27 protein-coding genes are annotated in these 22,394 nt (G+C 34.3%); 8 read left to right on the forward strand and 19 right to left on the reverse strand.

Annotated features, from left to right (window positions below):
• Positions 1-16 precede the first annotated feature (16 nt).
• Both PQF83_RS07810 and PQF83_RS07815 read right to left on the reverse strand, forming a co-directional pair.
• Entirely contained in the window at positions 17-559 is a 543-nt protein-coding gene (locus PQF83_RS07810; protein WP_000584348.1) for a GNAT family N-acetyltransferase, read from the reverse strand.
• Between the two features lie 12 nt (positions 560-571).
• The gene (locus PQF83_RS07815; protein ID WP_000493623.1) at positions 572-1,342 is read right to left on the reverse strand and encodes a DeoR/GlpR family DNA-binding transcription regulator; all 771 of its coding nucleotides are present in this window, start codon (positions 1,340-1,342) and stop codon (positions 572-574) included.
• A 250-nt stretch (positions 1,343-1,592) separates the two neighbouring features.
• Between PQF83_RS07815 and PQF83_RS07820 the strand changes: the two genes are divergently transcribed.
• Entirely contained in the window at positions 1,593-2,084 is a 492-nt protein-coding gene (locus tag PQF83_RS07820; RefSeq protein ID WP_000836189.1) for a hypothetical protein, read from the forward strand.
• Positions 2,085-2,404: 320 nt separating this feature from the next.
• The gene (locus PQF83_RS07825; protein WP_000914447.1) at positions 2,405-3,001 is read left to right on the forward strand and encodes a hypothetical protein; all 597 of its coding nucleotides are present in this window, start codon (positions 2,405-2,407) and stop codon (positions 2,999-3,001) included.
• 82 nt (positions 3,002-3,083) lie between these two features.
• Here the strand turns inward: PQF83_RS07825 and lpdA are convergent, their stop codons facing one another.
• The 5 genes from lpdA to PQF83_RS07850 all read right to left on the reverse strand — a co-directional run bounded on the left by lpdA (position 3,084) and on the right by PQF83_RS07850 (position 8,405).
• Entirely contained in the window at positions 3,084-4,463 is a 1,380-nt protein-coding gene (gene lpdA / locus PQF83_RS07830; RefSeq protein ID WP_000041191.1) for a dihydrolipoyl dehydrogenase, read from the reverse strand.
• 15 nt (positions 4,464-4,478) lie between these two features.
• Positions 4,479-5,678, reverse strand: coding sequence for a dihydrolipoamide acetyltransferase family protein (locus tag PQF83_RS07835; RefSeq protein WP_000257752.1), 1,200 nt, complete (start codon positions 5,676-5,678; stop codon positions 4,479-4,481).
• A 27-nt stretch (positions 5,679-5,705) separates the two neighbouring features.
• Positions 5,706-6,740 (reverse strand): acetoin:2,6-dichlorophenolindophenol oxidoreductase subunit beta, encoded by a 1,035-nt coding sequence (gene acoB, locus PQF83_RS07840; protein ID WP_000198894.1) that lies wholly within the window; start codon positions 6,738-6,740, stop codon positions 5,706-5,708.
• 17 nt (positions 6,741-6,757) lie between these two features.
• Positions 6,758-7,756: an acetoin:2,6-dichlorophenolindophenol oxidoreductase subunit alpha gene (acoA, locus tag PQF83_RS07845; RefSeq protein ID WP_000921302.1), complete on the reverse strand. Its 999-nt coding sequence runs from the start codon at positions 7,754-7,756 to the stop codon at positions 6,758-6,760.
• Positions 7,757-7,925: 169 nt separating this feature from the next.
• A complete protein-coding gene (locus tag PQF83_RS07850) occupies positions 7,926-8,405 on the reverse strand; it encodes a DinB family protein (protein ID WP_000951610.1) in 480 nt (159 codons plus the stop codon).
• A 188-nt stretch (positions 8,406-8,593) separates the two neighbouring features.
• Here PQF83_RS07850 and PQF83_RS07855 point away from each other — a divergent pair, with 188 nt between their 5' ends.
• Positions 8,594-9,439: an oxidoreductase gene (locus PQF83_RS07855; RefSeq protein ID WP_001036865.1), complete on the forward strand. Its 846-nt coding sequence runs from the start codon at positions 8,594-8,596 to the stop codon at positions 9,437-9,439.
• Between the two features lie 41 nt (positions 9,440-9,480).
• Positions 9,481-9,990: a GrpB family protein gene (locus PQF83_RS07860; protein WP_000901188.1), complete on the forward strand. Its 510-nt coding sequence runs from the start codon at positions 9,481-9,483 to the stop codon at positions 9,988-9,990.
• Between the two features lie 76 nt (positions 9,991-10,066).
• Here the strand turns inward: PQF83_RS07860 and PQF83_RS07865 are convergent, their stop codons facing one another.
• The 8 genes from PQF83_RS07865 to PQF83_RS07900 all read right to left on the reverse strand — a co-directional run bounded on the left by PQF83_RS07865 (position 10,067) and on the right by PQF83_RS07900 (position 15,232).
• The gene (locus tag PQF83_RS07865) at positions 10,067-10,447 is read right to left on the reverse strand and encodes a DUF4181 domain-containing protein (RefSeq protein ID WP_000355403.1); all 381 of its coding nucleotides are present in this window, start codon (positions 10,445-10,447) and stop codon (positions 10,067-10,069) included.
• Between the two features lie 19 nt (positions 10,448-10,466).
• On the reverse strand, positions 10,467-10,907 hold the full coding sequence (locus PQF83_RS07870) for an NUDIX domain-containing protein (RefSeq protein WP_001082139.1): 441 nt from the start codon (positions 10,905-10,907) through the stop codon (positions 10,467-10,469).
• A 35-nt stretch (positions 10,908-10,942) separates the two neighbouring features.
• Complete coding sequence (locus tag PQF83_RS07875) at positions 10,943-11,281, reverse strand: DUF4181 domain-containing protein (protein WP_071735919.1); 339 nt, start codon at positions 11,279-11,281, stop codon at positions 10,943-10,945.
• 41 nt (positions 11,282-11,322) lie between these two features.
• Entirely contained in the window at positions 11,323-12,159 is an 837-nt protein-coding gene (locus tag PQF83_RS07880) for a PP2C family serine/threonine-protein phosphatase (RefSeq protein WP_000557570.1), read from the reverse strand.
• Positions 12,143-12,628 (reverse strand): HIT family protein, encoded by a 486-nt coding sequence (locus PQF83_RS07885; RefSeq protein WP_002163623.1) that lies wholly within the window; start codon positions 12,626-12,628, stop codon positions 12,143-12,145. Before PQF83_RS07885 ends, PQF83_RS07880 begins: the two co-directional genes overlap by 17 nt.
• A gap of 102 nt (positions 12,629-12,730) precedes the next feature.
• On the reverse strand, positions 12,731-12,901 hold the full coding sequence (locus tag PQF83_RS07890; RefSeq protein ID WP_002163622.1) for a hypothetical protein: 171 nt from the start codon (positions 12,899-12,901) through the stop codon (positions 12,731-12,733).
• 296 nt (positions 12,902-13,197) lie between these two features.
• The gene (locus tag PQF83_RS07895; RefSeq protein WP_001084762.1) at positions 13,198-14,034 is read right to left on the reverse strand and encodes an ABC transporter permease; all 837 of its coding nucleotides are present in this window, start codon (positions 14,032-14,034) and stop codon (positions 13,198-13,200) included.
• Positions 14,027-15,232 (reverse strand): quaternary amine ABC transporter ATP-binding protein, encoded by a 1,206-nt coding sequence (locus PQF83_RS07900; protein WP_000370623.1) that lies wholly within the window; start codon positions 15,230-15,232, stop codon positions 14,027-14,029. The genes PQF83_RS07895 and PQF83_RS07900 overlap by 8 nt, the downstream gene beginning before the upstream one ends.
• Positions 15,233-15,402: 170 nt before the next feature.
• On the opposite strand from PQF83_RS07900, the gene PQF83_RS07905 reads away from it, so the two are divergent.
• Positions 15,403-16,260: a glycine betaine ABC transporter substrate-binding protein gene (locus tag PQF83_RS07905; protein ID WP_001227645.1), complete on the forward strand. Its 858-nt coding sequence runs from the start codon at positions 15,403-15,405 to the stop codon at positions 16,258-16,260.
• 45 nt (positions 16,261-16,305) lie between these two features.
• On the opposite strand, the gene clpP is transcribed toward PQF83_RS07905, so the two are convergent.
• Together clpP and PQF83_RS07915 are read right to left on the reverse strand one after the other, a co-directional pair.
• Complete coding sequence (clpP, locus tag PQF83_RS07910; protein ID WP_000991625.1) at positions 16,306-16,887, reverse strand: ATP-dependent Clp endopeptidase proteolytic subunit ClpP; 582 nt, start codon at positions 16,885-16,887, stop codon at positions 16,306-16,308.
• A gap of 21 nt (positions 16,888-16,908) precedes the next feature.
• On the reverse strand, positions 16,909-17,595 hold the full coding sequence (locus PQF83_RS07915) for an RNA polymerase subunit sigma-70 (RefSeq protein WP_000337497.1): 687 nt from the start codon (positions 17,593-17,595) through the stop codon (positions 16,909-16,911).
• Positions 17,596-17,738: 143 nt separating this feature from the next.
• Between PQF83_RS07915 and PQF83_RS07920 the strand changes: the two genes are divergently transcribed.
• From PQF83_RS07920 to PQF83_RS07930, 3 genes are all read left to right on the forward strand, one after another.
• Complete coding sequence (locus PQF83_RS07920; RefSeq protein WP_001125380.1) at positions 17,739-18,059, forward strand: 2Fe-2S iron-sulfur cluster-binding protein; 321 nt, start codon at positions 17,739-17,741, stop codon at positions 18,057-18,059.
• A 4-nt stretch (positions 18,060-18,063) separates the two neighbouring features.
• Complete coding sequence (gene rpiA, locus PQF83_RS07925; RefSeq protein WP_000364536.1) at positions 18,064-18,726, forward strand: ribose 5-phosphate isomerase A; 663 nt, start codon at positions 18,064-18,066, stop codon at positions 18,724-18,726.
• A 107-nt stretch (positions 18,727-18,833) separates the two neighbouring features.
• A complete protein-coding gene (locus tag PQF83_RS07930) occupies positions 18,834-19,268 on the forward strand; it encodes a GNAT family N-acetyltransferase (RefSeq protein WP_000555715.1) in 435 nt (144 codons plus the stop codon).
• 130 nt (positions 19,269-19,398) lie between these two features.
• Here the strand turns inward: PQF83_RS07930 and PQF83_RS07935 are convergent, their stop codons facing one another.
• Together PQF83_RS07935 and PQF83_RS07940 are read right to left on the reverse strand one after the other, a co-directional pair.
• Positions 19,399-20,766, reverse strand: coding sequence for a lytic polysaccharide monooxygenase (locus PQF83_RS07935; RefSeq protein ID WP_196240861.1), 1,368 nt, complete (start codon positions 20,764-20,766; stop codon positions 19,399-19,401).
• 353 nt (positions 20,767-21,119) lie between these two features.
• On the reverse strand, positions 21,120-22,313 hold the full coding sequence (locus tag PQF83_RS07940) for a macrolide family glycosyltransferase (protein WP_000124900.1): 1,194 nt from the start codon (positions 22,311-22,313) through the stop codon (positions 21,120-21,122).
• Positions 22,314-22,394: the final 81 nt, after the last annotated feature.

Genomic DNA, 22,394 nt, shown 5'->3' on the forward strand with positions numbered 1-22,394 from the left:
TCTTTAATGAACAGACTCAAATACACCTTCCCATTACAACCGTATTATAATACTTCCCATCCGACAGCCTTTTATCATTTTTTAAAATACCTTCTACTTCAAAACCTAATTTTTTATATAGCTGAATGGCTTTTTCGTTTGTCTCTAATACTTGTAATGATATCTTTTTAATCTCATTTTCATCAGCCCAATGAATAGATTGTTGCAATAACCTCTTACCCATTCCATATCCCCAAAACTCTTTTAAAATACAAACGCCAAATTCTACTTTATGAGATAACCTCTTCAGATTTGAACCTTCGCACCTTGAAAATCCAACGATTCGGTTGTGCACTTCTGCAACTAAAAACAGATTCTTACTCTCTTCACTATCTGTTTTTATTATTTTTTGAAACCCTATCTTATCTATAAATCCCTCTCCAGCTTCTCTATCCATATTTTCAGTTTCTCCATCGATCTGAACTCTAATTTCCGACAACTGTTCCGCATCTGTTTCAGCTGCAGGACGAACTGTATAAACTAATCCATTTATGTGAAACTCTTGCCCTTTTATAATCATTTCAAACTCCTTTTAAATGCAGTCTATTGATGATATTACAATTTCTTTACCTTGTTTCTCAAATTCTTGAATTGTTTCTTTACTAGCCTCCGAATCTGTTATTATAAGGTCAATTTCAATCAGTGACTCTCCTTTTATAAAGTAGTCTATTCCAAGTTTATTATGAGGAGCTAAACAAATATTTCTTCTAGCAATCTTACTTACTGTTTTACTAAAAAAAGCAACTTCCGGCGTTGCAGTACTTATACCATTCAATGAAATGCCACCACCTGTAGAGAAATTAAGATCAATAGAAAATCTACTTATCAACTCTGAGGCAAGTGTATCTGTCATATTTCCTGATGGTTTCACCATTCCACCAATTAAGTACATATCAATGTTCTTATATTCCCGTAACGTACTAGCAATTTCTAAAGCATTCGTAATAACTGTAAATGATGTTTCAGGTAAATATTTTAACATGGCATAATGAATGGAAGCTCCACCAATAAAAACGGAATCTCCTTCTTGTATATAAGAAGCTGCGATTTTTGCAATTGCGTCTTCATATACAGAACCATTACTATAACGTTTCAATGGCTTGGTAGCTAAATTCCGTACTCTAGCAAGTTCAATTGCTCCTCCATGTGTTCTTTTTAACAAGCCATCCTTCTCCATAATAGACAAATCTCTTCTTATAGAATCGATAGACATATCGAAACTTTCCGCAAGATCCTTTGCAATTACCCTTCCATTTTTCTTAAGTAACTCTAAAATTTTCTCTCTACGCTCTTCAGTAAACATGTGTCCACCTCTGTTATTGAAGATTCTGAAATCTTATCCTTATTTTAATTATATGCATGTCTCTTCCGCTTTACAATATTTTCACTTCTTATTCACTCCGTTTTATTCAGCTTTTTCCCTCTTTCTATTCCATTAACTTGACAACAAAATAAATGTACATTTGCATATTCCGCAAATATACTTCCATTTCCTTTCCTATTCATGTAAAATTATGCCTATGTTTTACTTTTTAACACAGAAAGGAATTATTATGAAATCTATAATGAAAGTAACTTGTACAGCATTATTATTTACAGGGATAATGGCAGGATGTAGTGGAAATGCTACACCAAAACAAGAAAAAAGCGCTCTAGCAAAAAATGCAATGCACTATGGGGAAATCTTTAAAAACGAATACTATAGAGCAACTGTTGAAAATGCTAAATTTGAAAAAATAGACAAAGAGTGGCGTCTCACAGCTCGCGTTACTATAAATAATGCTCGTGTTGACGGACAAACGATAGATCTTTCAGAAATAAAATATTTCATAAAAGATGAAAAAACGGGTAAAAAATACAAAGGTAAAGTTATACAAAATGAAAATGCTAAAAAGGTTCCATCTGAGTTTTCTTTAACTACCGACATTGTATTTAATATGAAAGATTCTCCAAAAGATTTAAATAATATGTATTTATACATAGATAGCAAAGCTGCGCCATTAACAGATACATATTGGAAACTTGATAATTTAGCAATTAAATAAAAAACAGTCAAATACGACTGTTTTTTTGTTTGTAAAGTAATCAAGTTTACTAGTAATCTATCTCCAGCAATACATCTTTTGCACAAATCGTTACTTCTTCAGCTTCCCTCCTAAAACATTTTAACATCCAACAAAAGTGATATATCTATTTATTATATCATTCTAATAACTATTTTTTCTAAAGAAAAAATGCAAAACTGTAAATATTCCATCTTTTATTTCTAAAACTTCAGAATATTTACAATAGTTGATAATTAGAATACATTTTACTAGTACAAAGATTCACCTGTACAAAAATCTAAACTAAAAGGGATGGTTATATGTTGAAGAAATTAGTAGCAGGTACATTAGTAGCGGGATTTGCATTAACTGGAGGACTAGGAGTAGCAAGTGCTGAAGAAAAAGGTAATACAATTAAGTCTTTTGATTATTTAAAAGTGGATGAACAGAATGTTAATTCTCTTACAAAATTAAGTGATCAAGATAAGAAAGACATCCAAATTACTATGGTATTACCAGAGCAAAATGAAAATGGAGATTGGCTAGCTTATGGTTTTACTAGCCGCGAAACATTAGATGCTTATATTGAAAAGGATAAAAAAGTACTTAAAAATAAAATTAATCCTTTAGGTAGCGGTGCTGGTAGTACTGATTTTTATGAACATAAAGATAAAGGTGGTCAATATATTTACTGGAGCAGCGGCTTTAAAAACTTACCATCTAGCTGGAACGACAGAATTTCCTCTGTAAGTACAGCATCACCTTCAGCAAGTTATTCAACGACACTTTGGGAGCATACTTCAACACAAGGCTATGGAAAAGGTGTTGTATTCAAACATGCGGATTGGTACGGTAAAACTGCTAATTTAGCTGCTGATTGGAACGATATTACTTCAGCGATTGACGTAAAAAAATAATAGGATATTCAATTTCTCCCGTAAAAATTCAAACCACTATTCTCTTATTCATTTAGAGAATAGTGGTTTATTATAATTCCATTTAAGCGTGTACAGCATGTCCTACCGCTTGCAATAAAGCTTCATGAATCGCTTCAGATAAAGTTGGATGCGCTGCAATATAATCTCTCATAATATCGGCAGTAACTTCCGTATGAATCATTACAGTTCCTTGACCAATTAGTTCTGTTGCACGAGGACCAATAATAGAAATTCCAACAATTTCTTGATATTTAGGTTCCACAATAACTTTTACTTTCCCCGTTTGTTCTCCAATAATAAGTGCTTTTCCATTTGCTGTAAAAGGAAATTCTCCAATTTGTATGTCACCGTACTGCTCTCTTGCATCTTTTTCTGTTAAACCGACACTAGCAATTTCTGGAGCGGTATAAATACAGCGAGGTACAGCATGGTAGTTTACTTTTACATCTTCTCCACTCGCGTGTAATGCTGCCGTCGTTCCTTCATGGAATGCAACGTGAGCAAGCTGGATTCCACCAATCACATCTCCTGCTGCATAAATATGTGATACATTGGTTTGCATATGTTCATTCACAGAAATTCCTTTATTTGAATATTGAATGCCTGCTTTTTCTAAATCTAATTGTTGTACACGTGGTTTTCGGCCGACAGAAACGAGAACAAATTCTGGATTAACTTCTTGGATACTTCCTTCATATTCAAATGAAGCCTGCTTCTTATAATTATTTAATCCTTTTAAAGCTGCTCCTGTAAATATTTCTACACCATCATTTTCTAGTTTCCCTCTTAAAATGTGTGCGATATCTTCATCTTCACCTGGTAATAATTGCGGTGCCATTTCAACAATCGTAACTTTTGTTCCAAGACGACTATAAATACTTGCAAACTCGCATCCTATTACACCACCGCCAACGATTAATAATGATTTTGGTATATAATCTATGGACATTACATGGCTACTATTTAAAATCCACTTTCCGTCAAATGGAGCAAAGGGTAATGCAGTCGGTTCTGAACCTGCCGCTATAATGAACTGTTCTCCATCTACTACATCTTTTTTATCACCGTATATAACCCGCACACGATGATCCGTTTCAAAGTTCGCTTTACCTTGTATAACTTTTATTTTATTTTTCTTCATTAAATATTGAATTCCTTGAACGAGCTGCGTTACAATTTTTGATTTCCTCGCCTGCATTTGCTTCCAATCAATTGATATACTTCCATTATTGAGTGTAACTCCATAATGATTCGCTTTTCTTACAATGTCATGCACTTCTGCACTTTCTAACAATGATTTTGTAGGCATGCACCCAACATTTAAACAAGTCCCGCCAAGATCAGCTTCATCAATAAGAGTGACATCTTTTCCATTTTGAGCTGCGGTAATTGCCGCTACATAGCCAGCAGGTCCGCCACCAATAACGACTAGTTTACTCATTCTCTCACCTTCTCTTTATAAAAGAATTGTTACAGGTTCTTCTAAATAACGTTTAATTGTGCGTAAAAATGCAGCTGCTGGTGCACCATCTAATACACGATGATCGAATGTTAAACTTAAAGGTAACATACTGCCTTTTTTTATTTTCTTCCCTTTATATACTGGAACATGTTCAATTGCACCTACACCTAAAATACCAGTTTCAGGTGTATTTAATACTGGCGTAAAATATTCAATACCGAAGCTACCTAAATTACTAATTGTAAAGGTTGTCCCTTGCATATCATCACTACTTAAACTACCTTCTCTTGCTTTTTGTGCAACGTTTTTAATTTGTTTAGATAACTCTACTAAAGATAGATTATTAGCAAAGCGAATAGCTGGAACGACTAATCCTTTTTCTAATGCGACTGCCATGCCTAAATGAACATGTTCAAATTGATGAATTGTATCATCCATATAAGCACTGTTCATTTCTTTATGCTCTCCAAGCGCTAATACAACAGCACGAGAAACGAAATCCGTAATAGTTAGTTTGTTATCGTATCGTTTTTGTACAACTGCCGCTATTTCTTTATGTAAAGCAACTAAATCTGTAACATCTACTTTCATCGTTAATGTTAATTGCGCACTATTTTGTAAGCTTGCATGCATACGGTTTGCGATTGCTTTCCGCATACCGGTAACAGGAATTACTTTACTTTCTTCTTGTTCCAATACTTCTGGAACTGTCACTTTTTCTTCAAGCGCTTTTAATACATCCGCCTTCGTAATTCTTCCGCCAGGGCCTGTACCAACTAATGCTTTGATATCTAGATTTTCAGACTTTGCAATTTTCTTCGCTACAGGTGAAATTTTGATTCTTTGCTTCGCCACTTCTTTCGCATATGGTTCTGGATGTTGGACCTTTTTAGGCTCTAGATTAGGTGCTTTTTCTTCTACAACATTTATACTTTCATTGATTTCTACTTTTTCGTTCAGCTTACCGATATAGCAAATGACAGTGCCAGGTGGAACTCCCTCATCTTCACTAACAGCTATATCAAGAACAGTTCCATCAGCTGGTGCTTCTATTTCCGTTTCGATTTTTTCCGAATTAATACTAGCAATTAGTTCACCTTTTGAGACATGATCGCCTGCTTTAATATTCCAGCTCGTAATAATACCTTCTTTCATCGCCATACCTAACTTCGGCATTACAACTTCTACAGCCATGCTTCTCTCTCCCTTCTCATCTTTTTATTACACATGTAATAAAGTTTGGTCTCCGATCATTTCTGATACAGTTTCAATTACTTTTTCCGGCGTTGGTAAATATAACTTTTCAAGTGGTGGCGAGAACGGAACTGGTGTATGTGGTGCTGTAATTCGTTTAATAGGTGCATCTAACAAATCAAATCCTTTATCCGCTACAATTGCCGCAATATCTGTTGCGATACTACATCTTGGGTTTGCTTCATCAATAACAATAAGGCGATTTGTTTTTTCAACTGATGCTAAAATCGTATCTTCATCAAGCGGTGATAAAGAACGTGGATCGATTACTTCTACTTCAAGTCCTTTTTTCGATAATTGCTCAGCAGCCGCAAGTGCTGTATGAACTTGTTTTCCAATTGCGACGATTGTTACGTCAGAACCTTCCCGTTTAATATCCGCTTTTCCTAATGGAATTGTGTAATAACCTTCTGGCACTTCACCCTTCATATTGTAGAGTGTTTTATCTTCAAAGAAGATTACCGGATCATCATCTTCAATTGCCGCTAATAGTAAGCCTTTTGCGTCATATGGAGTAGAAGGAACGACAACTTTTATACCTGGAATGCTCGTAAATAACGCATACAAACTTTGTGAATGTTGTGCAGCTGCGCTAAAACCTGCACCATGCATCGTACGTACTGTAACTGGCACTTTCGCTTTACCACCGAACATATAGCGGAACTTTGCACCTTGGTTTAATACTTGATCAAGACAACTACCGATAAAATCATTAAACATTAATTCAGCAATCGGACGTAGTCCTGTTGCCGCAGCTGCCATTGCTGCTCCCATGTAACCCGCTTCTGAAATTGGTGTATCTAAAATACGATTTCGACCAAATTCTTGTACAAGGCCTTTCGTAACACCAAGAACACCACCCCATGCTTCATCATCTTGCAAGTGATCAACTTGTGCACCACCTGCAACGTCTTCTCCTATTAAAATTACATTTTCATCACGGCGCATCGATATTTTCATCGCTTCATTAATTGCAGTTGACATACTTACTGTTCTAGTCATTATTTTTCACCCTCCTCTTATTTGTAAGAAACGTATACATCTTTTAATAACTCTTCATCCTCTGGATATGGACTATTTTCACTAAATTCAATTGATTTTTGAACCGCTTCATCTACTGCCTTTTCCATATCTACAAGCTCAGATTCAGTTAATAAAGCTTCATGAATTAAATGCTTACGGAAATTCACAATCGCATCTTTTTCATTTAAATGTTCTTCTTTTTCTTCTGAAGTTTTATACGTTTGTGCTTCACCTTCGAAATGACCGTAATTACGATATGTCATACATTCAATTATTGTTGGACCACCGCCGTTACGCGCACGTTCTACTGCTTCTTCAGCAGCTTTATATACAGCTAGCAGATCTTTTCCATCCACTTGAACACCTGGAATGTTATAAGCTTTCGCACGATCCGCAATAGAATCACAACTTGAAGCATATTCAAATGTCGTTGCTTCACCGTAACCGTTATTTTCAGCGATAAAAATAACTGGTAACTTCCAAATCGCCGCTAAGTTAACCCCTTCATGGAATGTTCCTTCATTATTTGCTCCATCACCGAAGAAACAAACACTTACATCTTTCGTTCCTTTATATTTAGCTGTTAATGCCGAACCGCAAGCAAGCGGGAAACCACCACCTACAATGCCATTTGCACCAAGCATTCCTTTATCTAAATCAGCAATATGCATGGATCCGCCTTTACCTTTACATAATCCTGTCGCTTTCCCGAAAAGTTCAGCCATCATACCGTTTAAATCACAACCTTTTGCGATACAGTGTCCATGTCCTCTATGCGTACTTGTAATACTGTCACTATCCGTTAAGTGGGCACATATACCAACTGCTACCGCTTCTTCCCCAGCGTATAAATGGACGAAACCTGGCAGAACGCCTTGCGCGAATAATTCATGCACCTTATCTTCAAACTTACGAATCTCTAACATTTTTTCGTACATCCAGCGAGCTTGTTCTTTCGTAATTCCATTCCCTTTACTTTCAGTTGTTTTTAACATGTTCAGCCCTCCTATTTTCTTGTTCATCTTTTATATTGCAAGTACCGTGCCAATTTCAAATCCTTGATTTAATAGGTTTTCTCTCTATGTTGAAAATAAAAAAGTGGACAAAATGAGACATTAGTCTCGTTTTGTCCACTTTTGTTCACCTAATTTGAAAATTATTATCTTATTCACCATCAAAACTCTTCTGTAATTTTCGGATGTAAATAATTTGACCGATATGATATGCATTATGAGTAGTTACATTGGCTAGCACTTCCCACCACTTTGCAGAAACAGGAAATCCCACTACATCGCTTTCAACCCTTTCTTCATTTATGAGATTTTGCCATAGTAACAGTTTCTCTAGTAGTTTTTCTCGTAATTCATCGAAAGTTTGATTATTTGAAAGCATAAAACTTTTGTTATTATCTCCAATAGCGGGCACAGCATTCACATTCGATTCTTTATATCTAGTTTGCCACGTAGAATTCCAATACAATAAATGTTGTACAATTTCAGCTATACTGTTACTCTCTTCATTCGGTTTCCAGAAAGCTTCCCTCTCAGATAAACCCTTAACTGCATCTGAAAACGGAATATACCAACTAGGATCGTTCGCATTCGCTAATAACTGATCTGCTAATACATCCTTCACATGGGCCATTATTCTTCCCTCATTTCATAAACGTATTCATACTCACTTCTCTATATACGCTGAGTCCGTATAATTTCCTCTTTTAAAAATCTCATAGAATATAGAATTAACGGGTAATGCTCTCAAAACGAATGTAAGAATAATAGATTTTCTTATCATAACTCGTTATGATAAAAGAAAAAGAAAGCTGGCAGAAAATGAACAAAAAAGTCGCAATTATTACAGGATCCTCAAGTGGATTTGGACTATTAACTACACTCGAACTCGCAAAAAAAGATTATTTAGTTATCGCTACAATGAGAAACCTTGAAAAACAAGCGAACTTACTATCTCAAGCTACTCAACTAAACTTGCTGCACAACATAACAGTCCAACAATTAGATATAACCGATCAAAACTCTATACATACCTTTCAATTATTTTTAAAAGAAATAAACAGAGTAGACCTCCTTATTAATAATGCAGGATATGCTAATGGTGGCTTTGTAGAAGAAATTCCAGTAGAGGAATATCGCAAACAATTTGAAACGAATCTTTTTGGTGCTATATCGATTACTCAGCTTGTTTTACCTTATATGAGAGTACAAAAAAGTGGGAAAATCATTAATATAAGCAGCATTAGTGGTCAAGTTGGATTCCCTGGTCTATCTCCTTACGTTTCTTCCAAATATGCATTAGAAGGATGGAGTGAATCCCTTCGTTTAGAAGTGAAACCTTTTGGAATAGATGTTGCTTTAGTGGAACCTGGTTCTTATAACACGAATATATGGGAAGTTGGTAAACAACTAGCTACAAACCAATCTGATACTACTTCTCCTTACAAAGAATATATGGATAAAATACAAAAACATATTAATAGCGGCAGTGATACATTTGGTAATCCGATAGATGTTGCTAATAAAATTGTAGAAATTGCTGAGTCTAAGCGTACGAATTTACGTTATCCAATCGGTAAAGGTGTAAAATTTATGATCTTTGCAAAGAAAATTCTTCCTTGGAGATTGTGGGAATATCTTGTTTTGAGAAGCTTTAAGAAAATGTAATTACCTTTATTGAAAACCATTTTGAAAGAGGTGCTAATTAAATGTTAGGTTTACCCTATGGTAAAGTGTTTTTAGTTCCATGGACTGAAGAGTGGGCAATTGAATTTGTAAAGGAGAAACAATTCATTGAGGAACAAATTGGCGAACATATTTTAGCGATACACCATATTGGTAGTACTTCTATTCCACATTTAAGTGCAAAGCCCATTATTGATATAGCAATTGAATTAGAAAATTATAGGGACGGTATACATTGTATTAAAAAATTAGAACTACTAAACTATAAATATAGAAAAGATGTATTGCCTGAACGATATTATTTTAATAAAGGTGAGCCAAGAACTCATCAAATTCATATGTATGAAAAAGGGAATACACATGTAATAGAACAATTGCAATTCAGAGATTACTTAATAGTCAATAAAACTGCTCGTATACAGTATGAACAGTTGAAGATTCAACTTTCACAGGCTAATCCTAATGATAAACATCAATATGCAGAGGATAAAACAAATTTCATTAAATCCGTATTAGCGAAATTAAATGTTTAAATTGAATAAGAAACCATTTAGCAGTAAATGGTTTCTTATTTATTAGTTATCTCATTATGTATAATCAAATTTTTAATTATACAGCAGGTGGAACGAAATAAAATAGTATCGAGAGCATCAATATAAAAGAAACCATTCCCGTTATCGAAAGTATATATTCTTTTGATTTTCTATCATATTTCCATTCCATCCATGCTCTTAAAGTCCATGATATCCCTAAATAAGTGAACATGACATAAGCCATTTTAGCGTTTTCAAATTTAAACATATAATAACAACTACTTATTACATAAATAATAATAAGACCTATTTCTAATTTTACATGTAAACTATTCACATGCTTATATCCAAAGAAGCCTCTTTTCTCCATATTTAATTTTCTTCTTAAAAACTGTTCTAAAAAGTAACCACCTATACCCAGTCCAATAATAATAATTAAAATTGTAGAGATATCCATTGTTATCCCTCCAATTACTTTATATATTTTTAGAAACAAAGTGGACTATATTATGGTTATTCTCTTCTAAATAACTTACAATTCCTTCAGGATATGTTGGCTTCTCCTTTAATTCCTCTATGCTCTTCCATATTAATATAATATTCTCATGTTCTTTATGCCTTATTTCATTTGTAACCATCTCTTGAACAGTTCCCCAATATATCAATGTACAATGATGTCCTTTTTCGTTGTTCCACTCGAAAATATGCTCATTTACAACAGCTAGCTCTTGGACATCAATTTTCAAATCGTATTCTTCCATTAATTCTCGTATTATCGCTTCTTTTGCTGGTTCACCAAATTCAATAGAGCCTCCTGGAAAACGATAAAATGATTCATTTTCATCGCATTGAACGAGCACTTTTGAGTTATCTCCATTATAAATAATAACTTCTACACGTAATACAGATCTATTCATTATTTTCCTCCTTTAAATCTTTAATTGAAAATTTATTAAAGAAAGAAGTATATAATTAATCCAGTTATTATTAGCGCTGTAACTGCAAATAATGAAATCAAGAACTCGCGCGATTCCTTATCATATTTCCACTCCATATATGATTGAAATCCATATAACGTGATAAAAAACAAAAGAGGTACATACCCCATAAATATACGGTTTGGAAACAAAGCACTTATCGCAATAACAACTATATAAGAGAAAATAATAATTCTATTCCCCCATTTATGTGTTTTATTCACATATTGATTATCCCATCCCTTTTGTTTCGGGATGTTTAATCTTTTTCTTGCTATTTTTTCAAAAACGAATATACATAGTACCCATAAAATTAATAGAGTTATTTTGGTAATTGACAGAAAACCCTCTCCTTTTATTTTCTTACTTTTATTTTCTCTGGCTGATCACTCGGATAAGTAGCCTTTCCTTTATTATCAATGTCCCAACTAATAATTGTCGCACTATCGCGTCCGAATTGATGATGAACGTGCTCTAATACATGATGAACACTTTCTTCAAGTTTTATATTATTTCTATTCATATCACTATACAGATTTACAGGAGTTTCATACCGACGTTCCCCGCATTCTAATACTCCATCTGTCACCATTACAATTCGATTCTTTCCATTACGTAATTCACGAATGCCTGTTGAATAACAAGGAACAGGTAAATCAAATGTGTTTACATTTCCAATCCATTCGTAAAAATGACGTTGATTTAATGCATATTGTCCTAACTTATGTAACTCTTCATGAAATACATAAACTAAACAGTCTCCAATAGATAGCCACCATATATAATTTTCTTTTCTTACACATAGTAAGCAAGCTGTTTCACCTTTAATTCTTTTACACTTTTCCTTAAATGAAGAAGATTGTAAGATTGTAAGAATATGATTTTCAATAGATCGAAATACTGTATCAATCGATTCATTCATCATTTCTTTTATATTTTCATATTCTTTTTGAATTGTATTTACTACTAAATCAACACTTTCTGCACTATTATGTCCATCTAATATAGCTGCAAATTCCCAATCACCATTTGACCAAACTAACGCACCATCTTCATTCTTTTTTGCTCCGGCACTAATATTCCCACCATATGCACCGAGCACGATATCACCATATTGCTTTACCGAAATTTCGTCTAAACACATTTCTCTACTTCCAATCCATGAATGTTGTCTATTATTTGTTGTATGCATATTCACTCACCATATACTTTCGTATTCTTTCGCATAGTTTTTTGATTTTTTCTGTATCACTATAAGGCGCACCGTTCCATTTCTCTACTTCAGTCAGTGACCAAAACTCTTTTGGTGTATTTGCATAACGCGGTATGATGTGCATATGCATATGTGGTACACCATTCCCTGAAACAAAAGTGTAAATATGTTCGGCACCTTCACTTTCTTTTAGTGCTTTACTTACTCTACTTGATATAAGTCCGAACCTTTTTGCTTCTTCATCTGTTAGCTCAGCAAGACCAGGTACATATCTTTTTATATCTATCATTACATAACCAAGATACGTTTCTTCGCTATCCCAGTGGACATGTCCAACGTAAACGAGTTCATCTTCGTAAATAGCTCCACCTGGAACTGTAATATTTCCTTTATGGTTTTCACAAATGAAGCAGTTTTGTTCTTCTTGATTATTTGTTGGCATATCCATTACCATCCTTTTTATATATAATATCATAAAAAAAGGAAAAATAGGATTTATATTCCGAAAATTCATTCTTTTAATACGAAAATTTTGAATTGAATTTACACCTCATTTTTTCTTCAAAACCACAACTCCAATTACAATCCCAATCACAATTCCGATTACTAAATTATTTGTAAAATAACCTTGGACTACACCGATTACAACCCCTATACCGACGCCTATTGCCAAGGCATCATTGCTTTTGTTCTTTTTAGACAAAATAGCATCTCCTCTCATAATTTCTTCCAAAATACTATCTATTTACATGAAGTCACTGTCTCCTAATATATTCGCTATTCCACTTAATAATTTCCAAAAAATGTACTTTATTACTTATACTTTTCCACCACATAATCCTCTTCTTAAGAAGAGATTTTCAAGTCGCTGTTAAACAAACATATCGTTATTCATCGAAGAATTAAATCAATGAAATAAAAAAACAAGTTTTTGCGTCAGCTGACGGTTCTGTTATCGTTCGAATATAATCTATTCAAACAAAAAACACACTTTGTATAATAAAGTGTGTTTTCTTGTTATCTTCTTTTTTGGTGAAATCCTTGTGTAATACGATCTAATATAATCGCAATGACAACAATGGCTAGTCCCGCTTCAAATCCCATCCCGATATTAACTTGTGTCACAGAGCGGTATACATCAACTCCAAGACCTGGAGCTCCTACAAGCGATGCTGTTACTACCATTGATAAAGAGAGCATAATACTTTGGTTCACACCAGCCATGATCGTTCCAGTTGCGAGTGGTAATTGTACTTTAAATAATTTTTGTGATGCGGTAGAGCCAAACGCATTCGCTGCTTCTATTAAATCTTCTGGAACTTGTCTAATTCCTAAGTCAGTAAAACGAATTGTCGGTGGCATTGCAAAGATTACCGATGCAATAATCCCAGGTACTACTCCTACTCCGAAAAATGTAATCGCAGGAATCAGATATACGAAAGCCGGCATTGTTTGCATAAAATCTAATGTCGGTTTTAAAAATTTTGAAAACCGTTCATTTTGCGAAGCTAAAATGCCAATTGGGATACCTACAATAATTGAAATAATAACAGATGTAAGTACAAGAGCTAATGTCTGCATCGTCTGTGCCCAGTAGTTAATATTCAAAATAAATAATAATCCGATGAGTGTAAAAATAACTAAAGATACTTTTCTCGTTGTGTACCAAATGAGGAAACACAAAATAATAATCATCAATATAGCCGGTATTATTGTTAAAAAATTAGTGAGTAAATCAACGAATCCACCGATAATATAAGAGAATCCTCGGAATAAGCCTTCAAAGTGCTCATATAAACTTGCAACAAATGAGTCGACCCATTCCCCTAAAGGAATACGTGGTATACTATTCATCGTCTTTCACCTCTTCTTCAATATTACCTGCAAGAGCTTGAATGACACTTTCACGTTTAATAATTCCTCTTAGCCTTTTCTTCTCATCAATTACTGGTAACGGATATTTCATCTCCGCCATTTTCGCATAAGTTTCTTCCAGTAAAGTATCTAAATACACGTGCGGAATATCGGTAAGTAATAAATCAGCAATCGGCCATTGCTTTTGTACTGCTTTACTCGCATCATCTGCCGTTAATATTCCTAAAAACTCATATTTTTTGTTAACAACATACACTGTAGAAACGCCGGCATTTCTCATAATTTGAAGTGCTACACGTGGTCCACGGTCAATTAATAACGTCTCTGGTCGTTTTAATATAGATTCCGCCGTTATTACTTTTCCTAAATTCACATCCGCCACGAATTTCTCTACAAATTCATTCGCAGGACTCATCATAATTTCTTCTGGCGTTCCAATTTGGACAACTTCTCCATCTTTCATTAACGCAATTCGATCACCAATTCGAAGGGCTTCATCTAAATCATGCGTAATAAAAATAATTGTTTTTTCCATTTTATCTTGTAATTCTAACAGTTCATCTTGCATTTCTTTTCGAATCAGTGGATCTAATGCACTAAATGACTCATCCATAAGTAAAACATCCGGATCATTCGTAAGCGCTCTCGCAATGCCGACACGCTGTTGCATACCACCACTCAGTTGACTTGGATAATTATCTTTATGATGATCAAGTCCAACTAACTTCAAGGACTCTAACGCTTTTCTCTCTCGTTCCTCTACTGGAACTCCTTGTATTTCCAACCCATATGCAACATTTTGCAAAACGGTACGATGAGGGAATAGAGCGAATTTCTGAAACACCATGCTCATCTTCGTTCTTCTCACTCTTCGCAACTCTTCTTTTCCCATCGTTGCGATATCCTCTCCATCTATGTATATATGCCCCGCTGTTGGTCTAATCAGTTGGTTTAACATACGAACTAATGTCGATTTCCCGCTACCAGACAATCCCATAATAACGAAAATTTCTCCCGTATATACTTCGAACGTCGCCTTTTTTACGCCAACGTTCATTCCTGTCTCTTTCAAAATTTCCGATTTACTTTTTCCCTCTTTTAATAAGGTAAGCGCTCTTTGCGGGTGTTTCCCAAATACTTTTGTTACGTTTTCAACACGTACCTTTGTATTATCCATGTCACTACTCCTTTTCTACCCATCTATTCACATAGTGTTGCGATTTTGCAAAGAAATATTACATAAAAATAACATTTATAAGATTTCTTTAAAATTCTTTTTTCCGTTCATAATAAGAATGCTTACTTATACATTTATTTAAAAAGCAAACGTTTCTTAGGAGGTTTTTAATGAGAAAGAAAATATGGCTCATATGCCTTGCATTATTTATTACTATGATTTTCTCTTCATGTAATGCAACAAATGCAAATTCGAAAGGAAAAATTAAACTAGGTGTAACAAGTTGGAAAGAAAACATTGCAACTGCAAATATGTGGAAGGTACTACTAGAACAAAAAGGCTACAAAGTTGAACTCATGTATTTAGAAAAAGCGGCAATTTGGACTGGTGTTGCTCGCGGTGATGTTGATGCTAATTTAGAAGTATGGCTACCCGTTACGGATAAACCACTAAATGATCGTTATAAAGATGATATTGTCTTAAAATCAAAATGGTATGAAGGAACCGGACTAGGTTTAGTTGTCCCTTCTTATGTGAAAAACATAAACAGCATTGAAGATCTAAATGCACATAAAGATGAACTAGATAATAAAATTGTCGGAATTGAACCTGGCAGCAGTCTTATGAATTTAACGAATAAAGCGATGAAGGAATATGATATAAAGCTAAAACTTGTCCAGTCTTCTGAAGCTGCTTTGATGAGTGAACTAAAAAAAGCATATACGAAAAAGAAACCAATCGCTGTTACGCTTTGGAATCCACATTGGGGTTTTTCAGAATTTGACTTAAAATATTTAAAAGACCCTAAGAAAGTATATGGTGAAAAAGATGACATTTATTACTCCGTTCGTAAAGGTTTCGAAAAAGATCATCCGGATATCATAAAATACTTTGATAAATGGAAAATGAACGATGAACAGCTTGGTACATTAATGGTCGAGTTAAATAAAACGAAAGATCCCGAAGAAGCGGCGCGAAAATGGATTAAAAAGAATCAAGCGTTAGTCGATGAATGGATAAAAGATTAATAAAACAGGCTAGAGAATATACTTTACTCTCTAGCCTGCTTTCTGCTATTTTTTCGTAACAACATCATCTACAATCCCATATGCCTTTGCTTCTTCTGCGGTCATAAAATAATCTCTTTCTGTATCATGTGCTACTCTTTCAATCGGTTGCCCTGTTTTTTCTGCAATCATTTTATTAATATCATGTTTTAACTTTAAAATTCTTTTTGCTGTGATTTCAATTTCCGTTGCTTGCCCTTGTGCACCACCAAGCGGCTGATGAATCATAATTTCACTATTTGGGAGTGCAAACCGTTTTCCTTTTGCACCTGATAATAATAGCAATGCACCAAATGATGCTGCAAAGCCCATGCATAGCGTTTGCACGTCTGGTTTGATTAAATTCATCGTATCCAATATGGCAAAACCTGCTGTCGTTGATCCGCCTGGACTATTAATGTATAAAAATATATCTTTCTCTGCATCTTCTGCTTCTAAAAATAATAATTGAGCTACGACACTACTCGCTACTTGATCATTTATTTCTGAACCAATAATAACAATACGGTCTTTTAATAACCTTGAGTATATATCATAGGAACGTTCTCCTAATTTCGTTTGTTCTACAACATATGGAATTGCATTCATTTTAAATCCCTCCAATAATTGTTATGCTGCTAAAAGCATACAACTGTAGGAAGAAGGTTGTTTCACATTAAATAATAAGACTGGCTGTTTAGATGGTAACTTAGTAAAATCTATTGTTGGAAGCAGTTTCGTTAATAATTCCGGTCTCTCTTCTCGAATAGACGTTACTACAACTTCCATATCGTCTGTGAATTCAACTATCTCTATCCCTTCTTCACTTACAGTTTTCAACCTATTTCTACTCCGAAACAAAGAAGCTTTTACTGCCCCTTCCGATACGGAACATACTTTAGCAATATCAGCGATACTATATTGAAAAACATCCTTTAATAATAAAATCGTGGATTGCTGTACATTTAATGAAGATAATACTTTCCCTACCATTTCATGCAAATCTGCAATTTTTTCATGTGGTTCTTCAAAAGTAATTTGGTCTCTTATTTTTTCATGAACTGATTTTGACTTTATTTGATCTAACCAACGATTTCTAGCTATTTTATATACGAGCGTCATACAAATATCTTTATTACTATATTTTTGAAGTACTTTACAAACCGTTTCTTGGGCAAGATCTTCGCCATCCCATTTATTTTTCGTTAAAAATGTACAGTATCTTTTCAACTCTCCGTATTGCTCAATTAAAAAAGTTATATTTGAATGATTCATATCGATATGATTTTTCAAAATATGAGTTACTTTTGTGCACAAAATAACCACTCCTTTTCAGCGCTTACTTAATTAACGATTCAACAAATAAAAAAGTTACGGGGCATATAAAAAAATTATGTTTATGTTCAATAATTCGCGGTCATAAATATGTTATGTACAATTTTACGTGAGGAGGAACAAATTTGCCAAAATTAACAATTGAAGGTGCGGGAACTTTTGATGTAAAAGAAGGCACAAAATTAGTATTAGCAATTGAAGATAACGGTGTAAACATACTCCATCGTTGCGGCGGAAAAGCACGTTGCACAACTTGTAGAGTAGAAATTATAGCCGGTGATTTTTGTGAAGCGAGTGCGAATGAAAAAAACGCGATGACAGAAAAAGGAATTGAAGATCATTTACGATTATCTTGTCAAATGCGTGTACATAAGGATATAGTAGTTCGTCCAGTACTTACAGTTGAAAGTTCAGGTCTTGATGCTGGACCACGTCCGGCGGAGTAAAGCGATGGATTTAAAACAGATAGCTGGTGAATATGCTGCAACCTTCGTAAAAGATGGTATGAAGATTGGTCTTGGTACAGGATCAACCGCATACTGGACGATACAAAAATTAGGTCAACGTGTAAAAGAGGGATTATCAATTCAAGCTGTCCCAACATCAAAGGAAACGGAAGCATTGGCACAGCAGCTAAATATTCCGTTGATTTCGTTAAACGACGTACAAAGTCTTGATCTTACAATTGATGGCGCTGATGAAATTGATTCTAATTTACAGCTTATTAAAGGAGGCGGTGGTGCATTACTTCGCGAGAAAATTGTAGCCTCCTCCTCGAAAGAACTTATCATTATCGTTGATGAATCAAAAGTTGTGACACGTTTAGGGACTTTTCCATTACCTATTGAAATCATACCTTTTGCATGGAAACAAACCGAAAGTAAAATTCAATCTTTAGGATGTCAAACAACGTTACGCTTAAAAAATAATGAAACGTTTATAACCGATAATAATAACATGATTATCGATTGTATATTCCCTAATCATATACCTACTCCTTCCGATTTACACAAAAGATTAAAAATGATTACTGGTGTAGTTGAAACCGGATTGTTTGTTAATATGACTAGTAAGGCGATTATTGGAACAAAAAACGGGATACAGGAATTATAATGAACGCTGACTCTTACAGTCAGCTTTTTTATATTTTCTCGTTATTACGTAACATTATGATATACTATGAAAACAAAAGCACATTACACTAGAAAGGATTGAACAATTTGCACTCCAAACTCATAACAGAACTTACAGATTTAGAAACTGCCTTTCATATTCGAAAAGAAGTATTTGTAAAAGAACAAAATGTCCCACTTGAAGATGAATTCGATATGTTTGATGAAATCGGGGAGAAATGTAAACATATTTTAGTTTATTATAACGAGCTTCCTGTTGGTACAGGTCGCATACGATTTGTTGATGGAACTGGAAAATTAGAACGTATTTGTATTTTAAAAGACTATCGTAAATACGGTTTAGGAAAAGTAATTATTCAAACGTTAGAAGAAATTGCTCGTGAAAAAGAATCTACAAAAGTAAAACTACACGGTCAAACACAGGCTGAAGGATTTTATAAAAAACTAGGTTATCAAACCTCTTCTGATGTATTTATGGAAGATGGCATTCCGCATATACTTATGACGAAAATGTTATCATAATAAAAAAGGCAGTATATGAAACTACTTTACGTATTCATATACTGCCCTTTTTTATTTATAGAAAAATGAATTCTCAAGATGTCCTTTTGCATCAAAGCCCATTATCTCTTAGTTCATACCAAGGTAAAGCTTACACTGTTTTCCATAATGATAAGGCATAAATCCAGTTTGGATCCCCATTTCCTTTATAACTTTGGACTGCTTCATATACTTTTCCCTCGTGTAGAACTTTATCTCCCTTTTCATATGCTTTCTTTGCATCCCATTCTTCATATGAAACGCTTTCAGTTTTTGTAGTAATTATGAATATATCACTCTGTACAGATTCATTTCCAGCTACATCAACAGCTTTCACTACATATTTATAAGTAGTATTAGAGAGTAAATATTTATCCATATAAGAAGTCGTATTGGATGTTGCAATTTTTTCCATTGATCCTTTTGTTTCTCTATAAATATCGTAATGGTCTACACCAATATTATCGTCAGAAGGACTCCACATTAGATCCACACTTGACGCTGTCGTTCCCATACTATGTAATCCTTTTGGTTGTGTTGGTGCTTCTGTATCAGGAGCCTCAACTGTTGTTTTCACTGTAAGCGTTGCACTTTCTTTCGATACATTTCCAGCTGCGTCAATTGCTTTTATAGTATAAGAGTATTCTGTACTTGGTTGTAATTTTTTATCAATAAAATGAGTTCCTGGTACTGTATCAATCATCTCTCCGTTACGGAAGATTTGATACCCTTTTACCCCTACATTATCCGTAGAAGCGGTCCATGCTAGTTCTATACTATTCGCTGTTACTTTTTGTGCCTGAATTCTATTTGGAATGCTTGGAGCTTCTGTGTCTGGTTTTACGTCATTGATGAGATTAACATCAATTACATTATAGAATGCATTTGATGTATCAGCTACATCCCATACTGCTAAAATTACATGATACCCACTTCTATCAGTAGGTACATTGATTTTGTGAGTTAAATGATTTGAGGCTGCAGAACCATCATGTTGCACAGTTCCAATTGGTTCAAAATCTGCTCTTGTGAGCGCTTTATTTGGATTCCATCCTTTTTTTGTAATATAGTAATGCCATTTGCTCGTTAAGTGAGGCGCTGTATATTTCCACGTAAATGTATTTTCCCCGCCTGTAATTGTATTTTTAAACCAACGATCGGCAGTTTGTTGATCTAAAATACCACCAAACTTACCACCTGCAGAAGCGATTTGACCATCAACTGGGCCAGTTTGCGGGAACCCTTTTGGAGCTTCCAAACTTTGTGGTTCATACATAACACTTCCGCAGTTTACATTTAGTGCACCATAAGTTGGACTACATAAAGCAGATCGGCTGCTCGGCTTTTCAACAAAACCGTGCGCGTATGCGTTTTGAGGAATAAGTGTCGTGCCAATAATTCCAGCTGTTAATGCAACAGCTCCTAGACTTTTTTTGTTCATTTTCATGTTTTGTAGTTGTTTTAAAAATTGATTCTTCATGTTCCTGTCCCCTTCTTGTTATAATTCGTAGTGTAATGTGGGCTTCGATGTAAAAGAATAACAAGAGACAATCTTGTAACGATGTATGTGTTATGCATACACCGCAGTGAAAATATATTTCATTTCTTGTGAAATATTTCACTTGATGAATATATCATGACATAGAAATCATCAAAGTATGTGCAGAAGTTGTGCAGAAATGATGAAAGCATTAGTAACACGTAAAACTATGGTCCGAATTTACAAAACAGAATATTTAACATTTCAAAACAACGAATTCTCCGCTTCATATAAAAAAAGAGTGTCTATATCATTTCATATAGACACTCTTCTCATGTATAATTTTCTATTTATTATTGACCTATAAATGTAAAAATCTCATCAGCAGCTTCCTGATAGCCACCAGATTTCAGGAAAGATTCCTTCAAATTCCATGCAACTTCTTTATATGATGGATTATTTAATACCAGTTCTACACTTTCACGTAGTTGTTCTACAGTTAATTCTTTCATAGATAACTTAATCCCAGCTCCTAGATTCTCCACTTGCTTTGCGATTACTGGCTGATCTGCACTTTGCGGAATTACAATGAGTGGAATCCCGTTATATAGCCCTTCATGTGTACTGTTCATTCCACCATGTGTAATAAACAACTTTGTATATGCAAGTAGTTTCGTTTGTGGTACATAGTTTTTCACAATGAAGTTTTTAGGAATTTCACCTAAATCACTTATGTTCGTTTTATTACCAATAGACATTACAATAGTATGCTCGCTATTCTCGAACGCCTTCATACAAAGTTTATAAAAATCAAGCGCTTCATTAAAAACAGTGCCTAGCGAAATGTAAATCGGGCTTTTTTCTTCAATTGAAGTAAAATCAAAGTCTTCATTTTTTACTTGTGCAGGGACGGATGGACCTACAAATTTAAATGTTTCATTAAACATATCTCCAAAAGGCTGGAACTCTTTTATTGTATATACAATAGTAAGTGACGCTGGATTACAGAAAACTTCATATGGTGAGTTTATTTCAACACTATACTTTTCCGCAACCTCCTTAGTTAATCTTTCAAAATCATTATGTATCCTCTCCTGAACTTTCACTGGGATACTTTTAGACAAGTGATCTAACATTTGTTGAAATGATTTTTCATCTTGTGCAAAAGATGTACAGGAATTTATTGCCGGAAGCTTTAAAATTTGAGCAATTATACGGCCACAGCCAAACATCGAATCATGAATCATATAATCAAAATGTTCTCCTTCAATTTGTTCAAGAACACTTGGTATAATAACATCTGCTGTATGTAGAAGGCCATTTATTCTTTCCTGCAAATAATTTCGGCCACCGGAAAGAAATGCTTTTATAAACCTTTGTTCGTCAATTGTTCTTACAATAGCCCCTGTTTTTTCAATACGTTCTCTGAAAGCTTCTATTGAAAAATAAACTACCTCTTCCCCACGCGAAACTAATTCTTCTACAACTTGCAACGTTGGATTTATATGTCCTTCTGATCCAGCATTAATGAATAAAACACGTGCCACTTAAAACACTCCTTACTTTAAATCTTATCTATATTATTTTGCTCTTATAATTTTTCTAAATGGACTTAGCGAGCCTAAATC

Source organism: Bacillus sp. FF-1 (assembly GCF_028548245.1).
GTDB classification, from domain to species: domain Bacteria; phylum Bacillota; class Bacilli; order Bacillales; family Bacillaceae_G; genus Bacillus_A; species Bacillus_A paranthracis.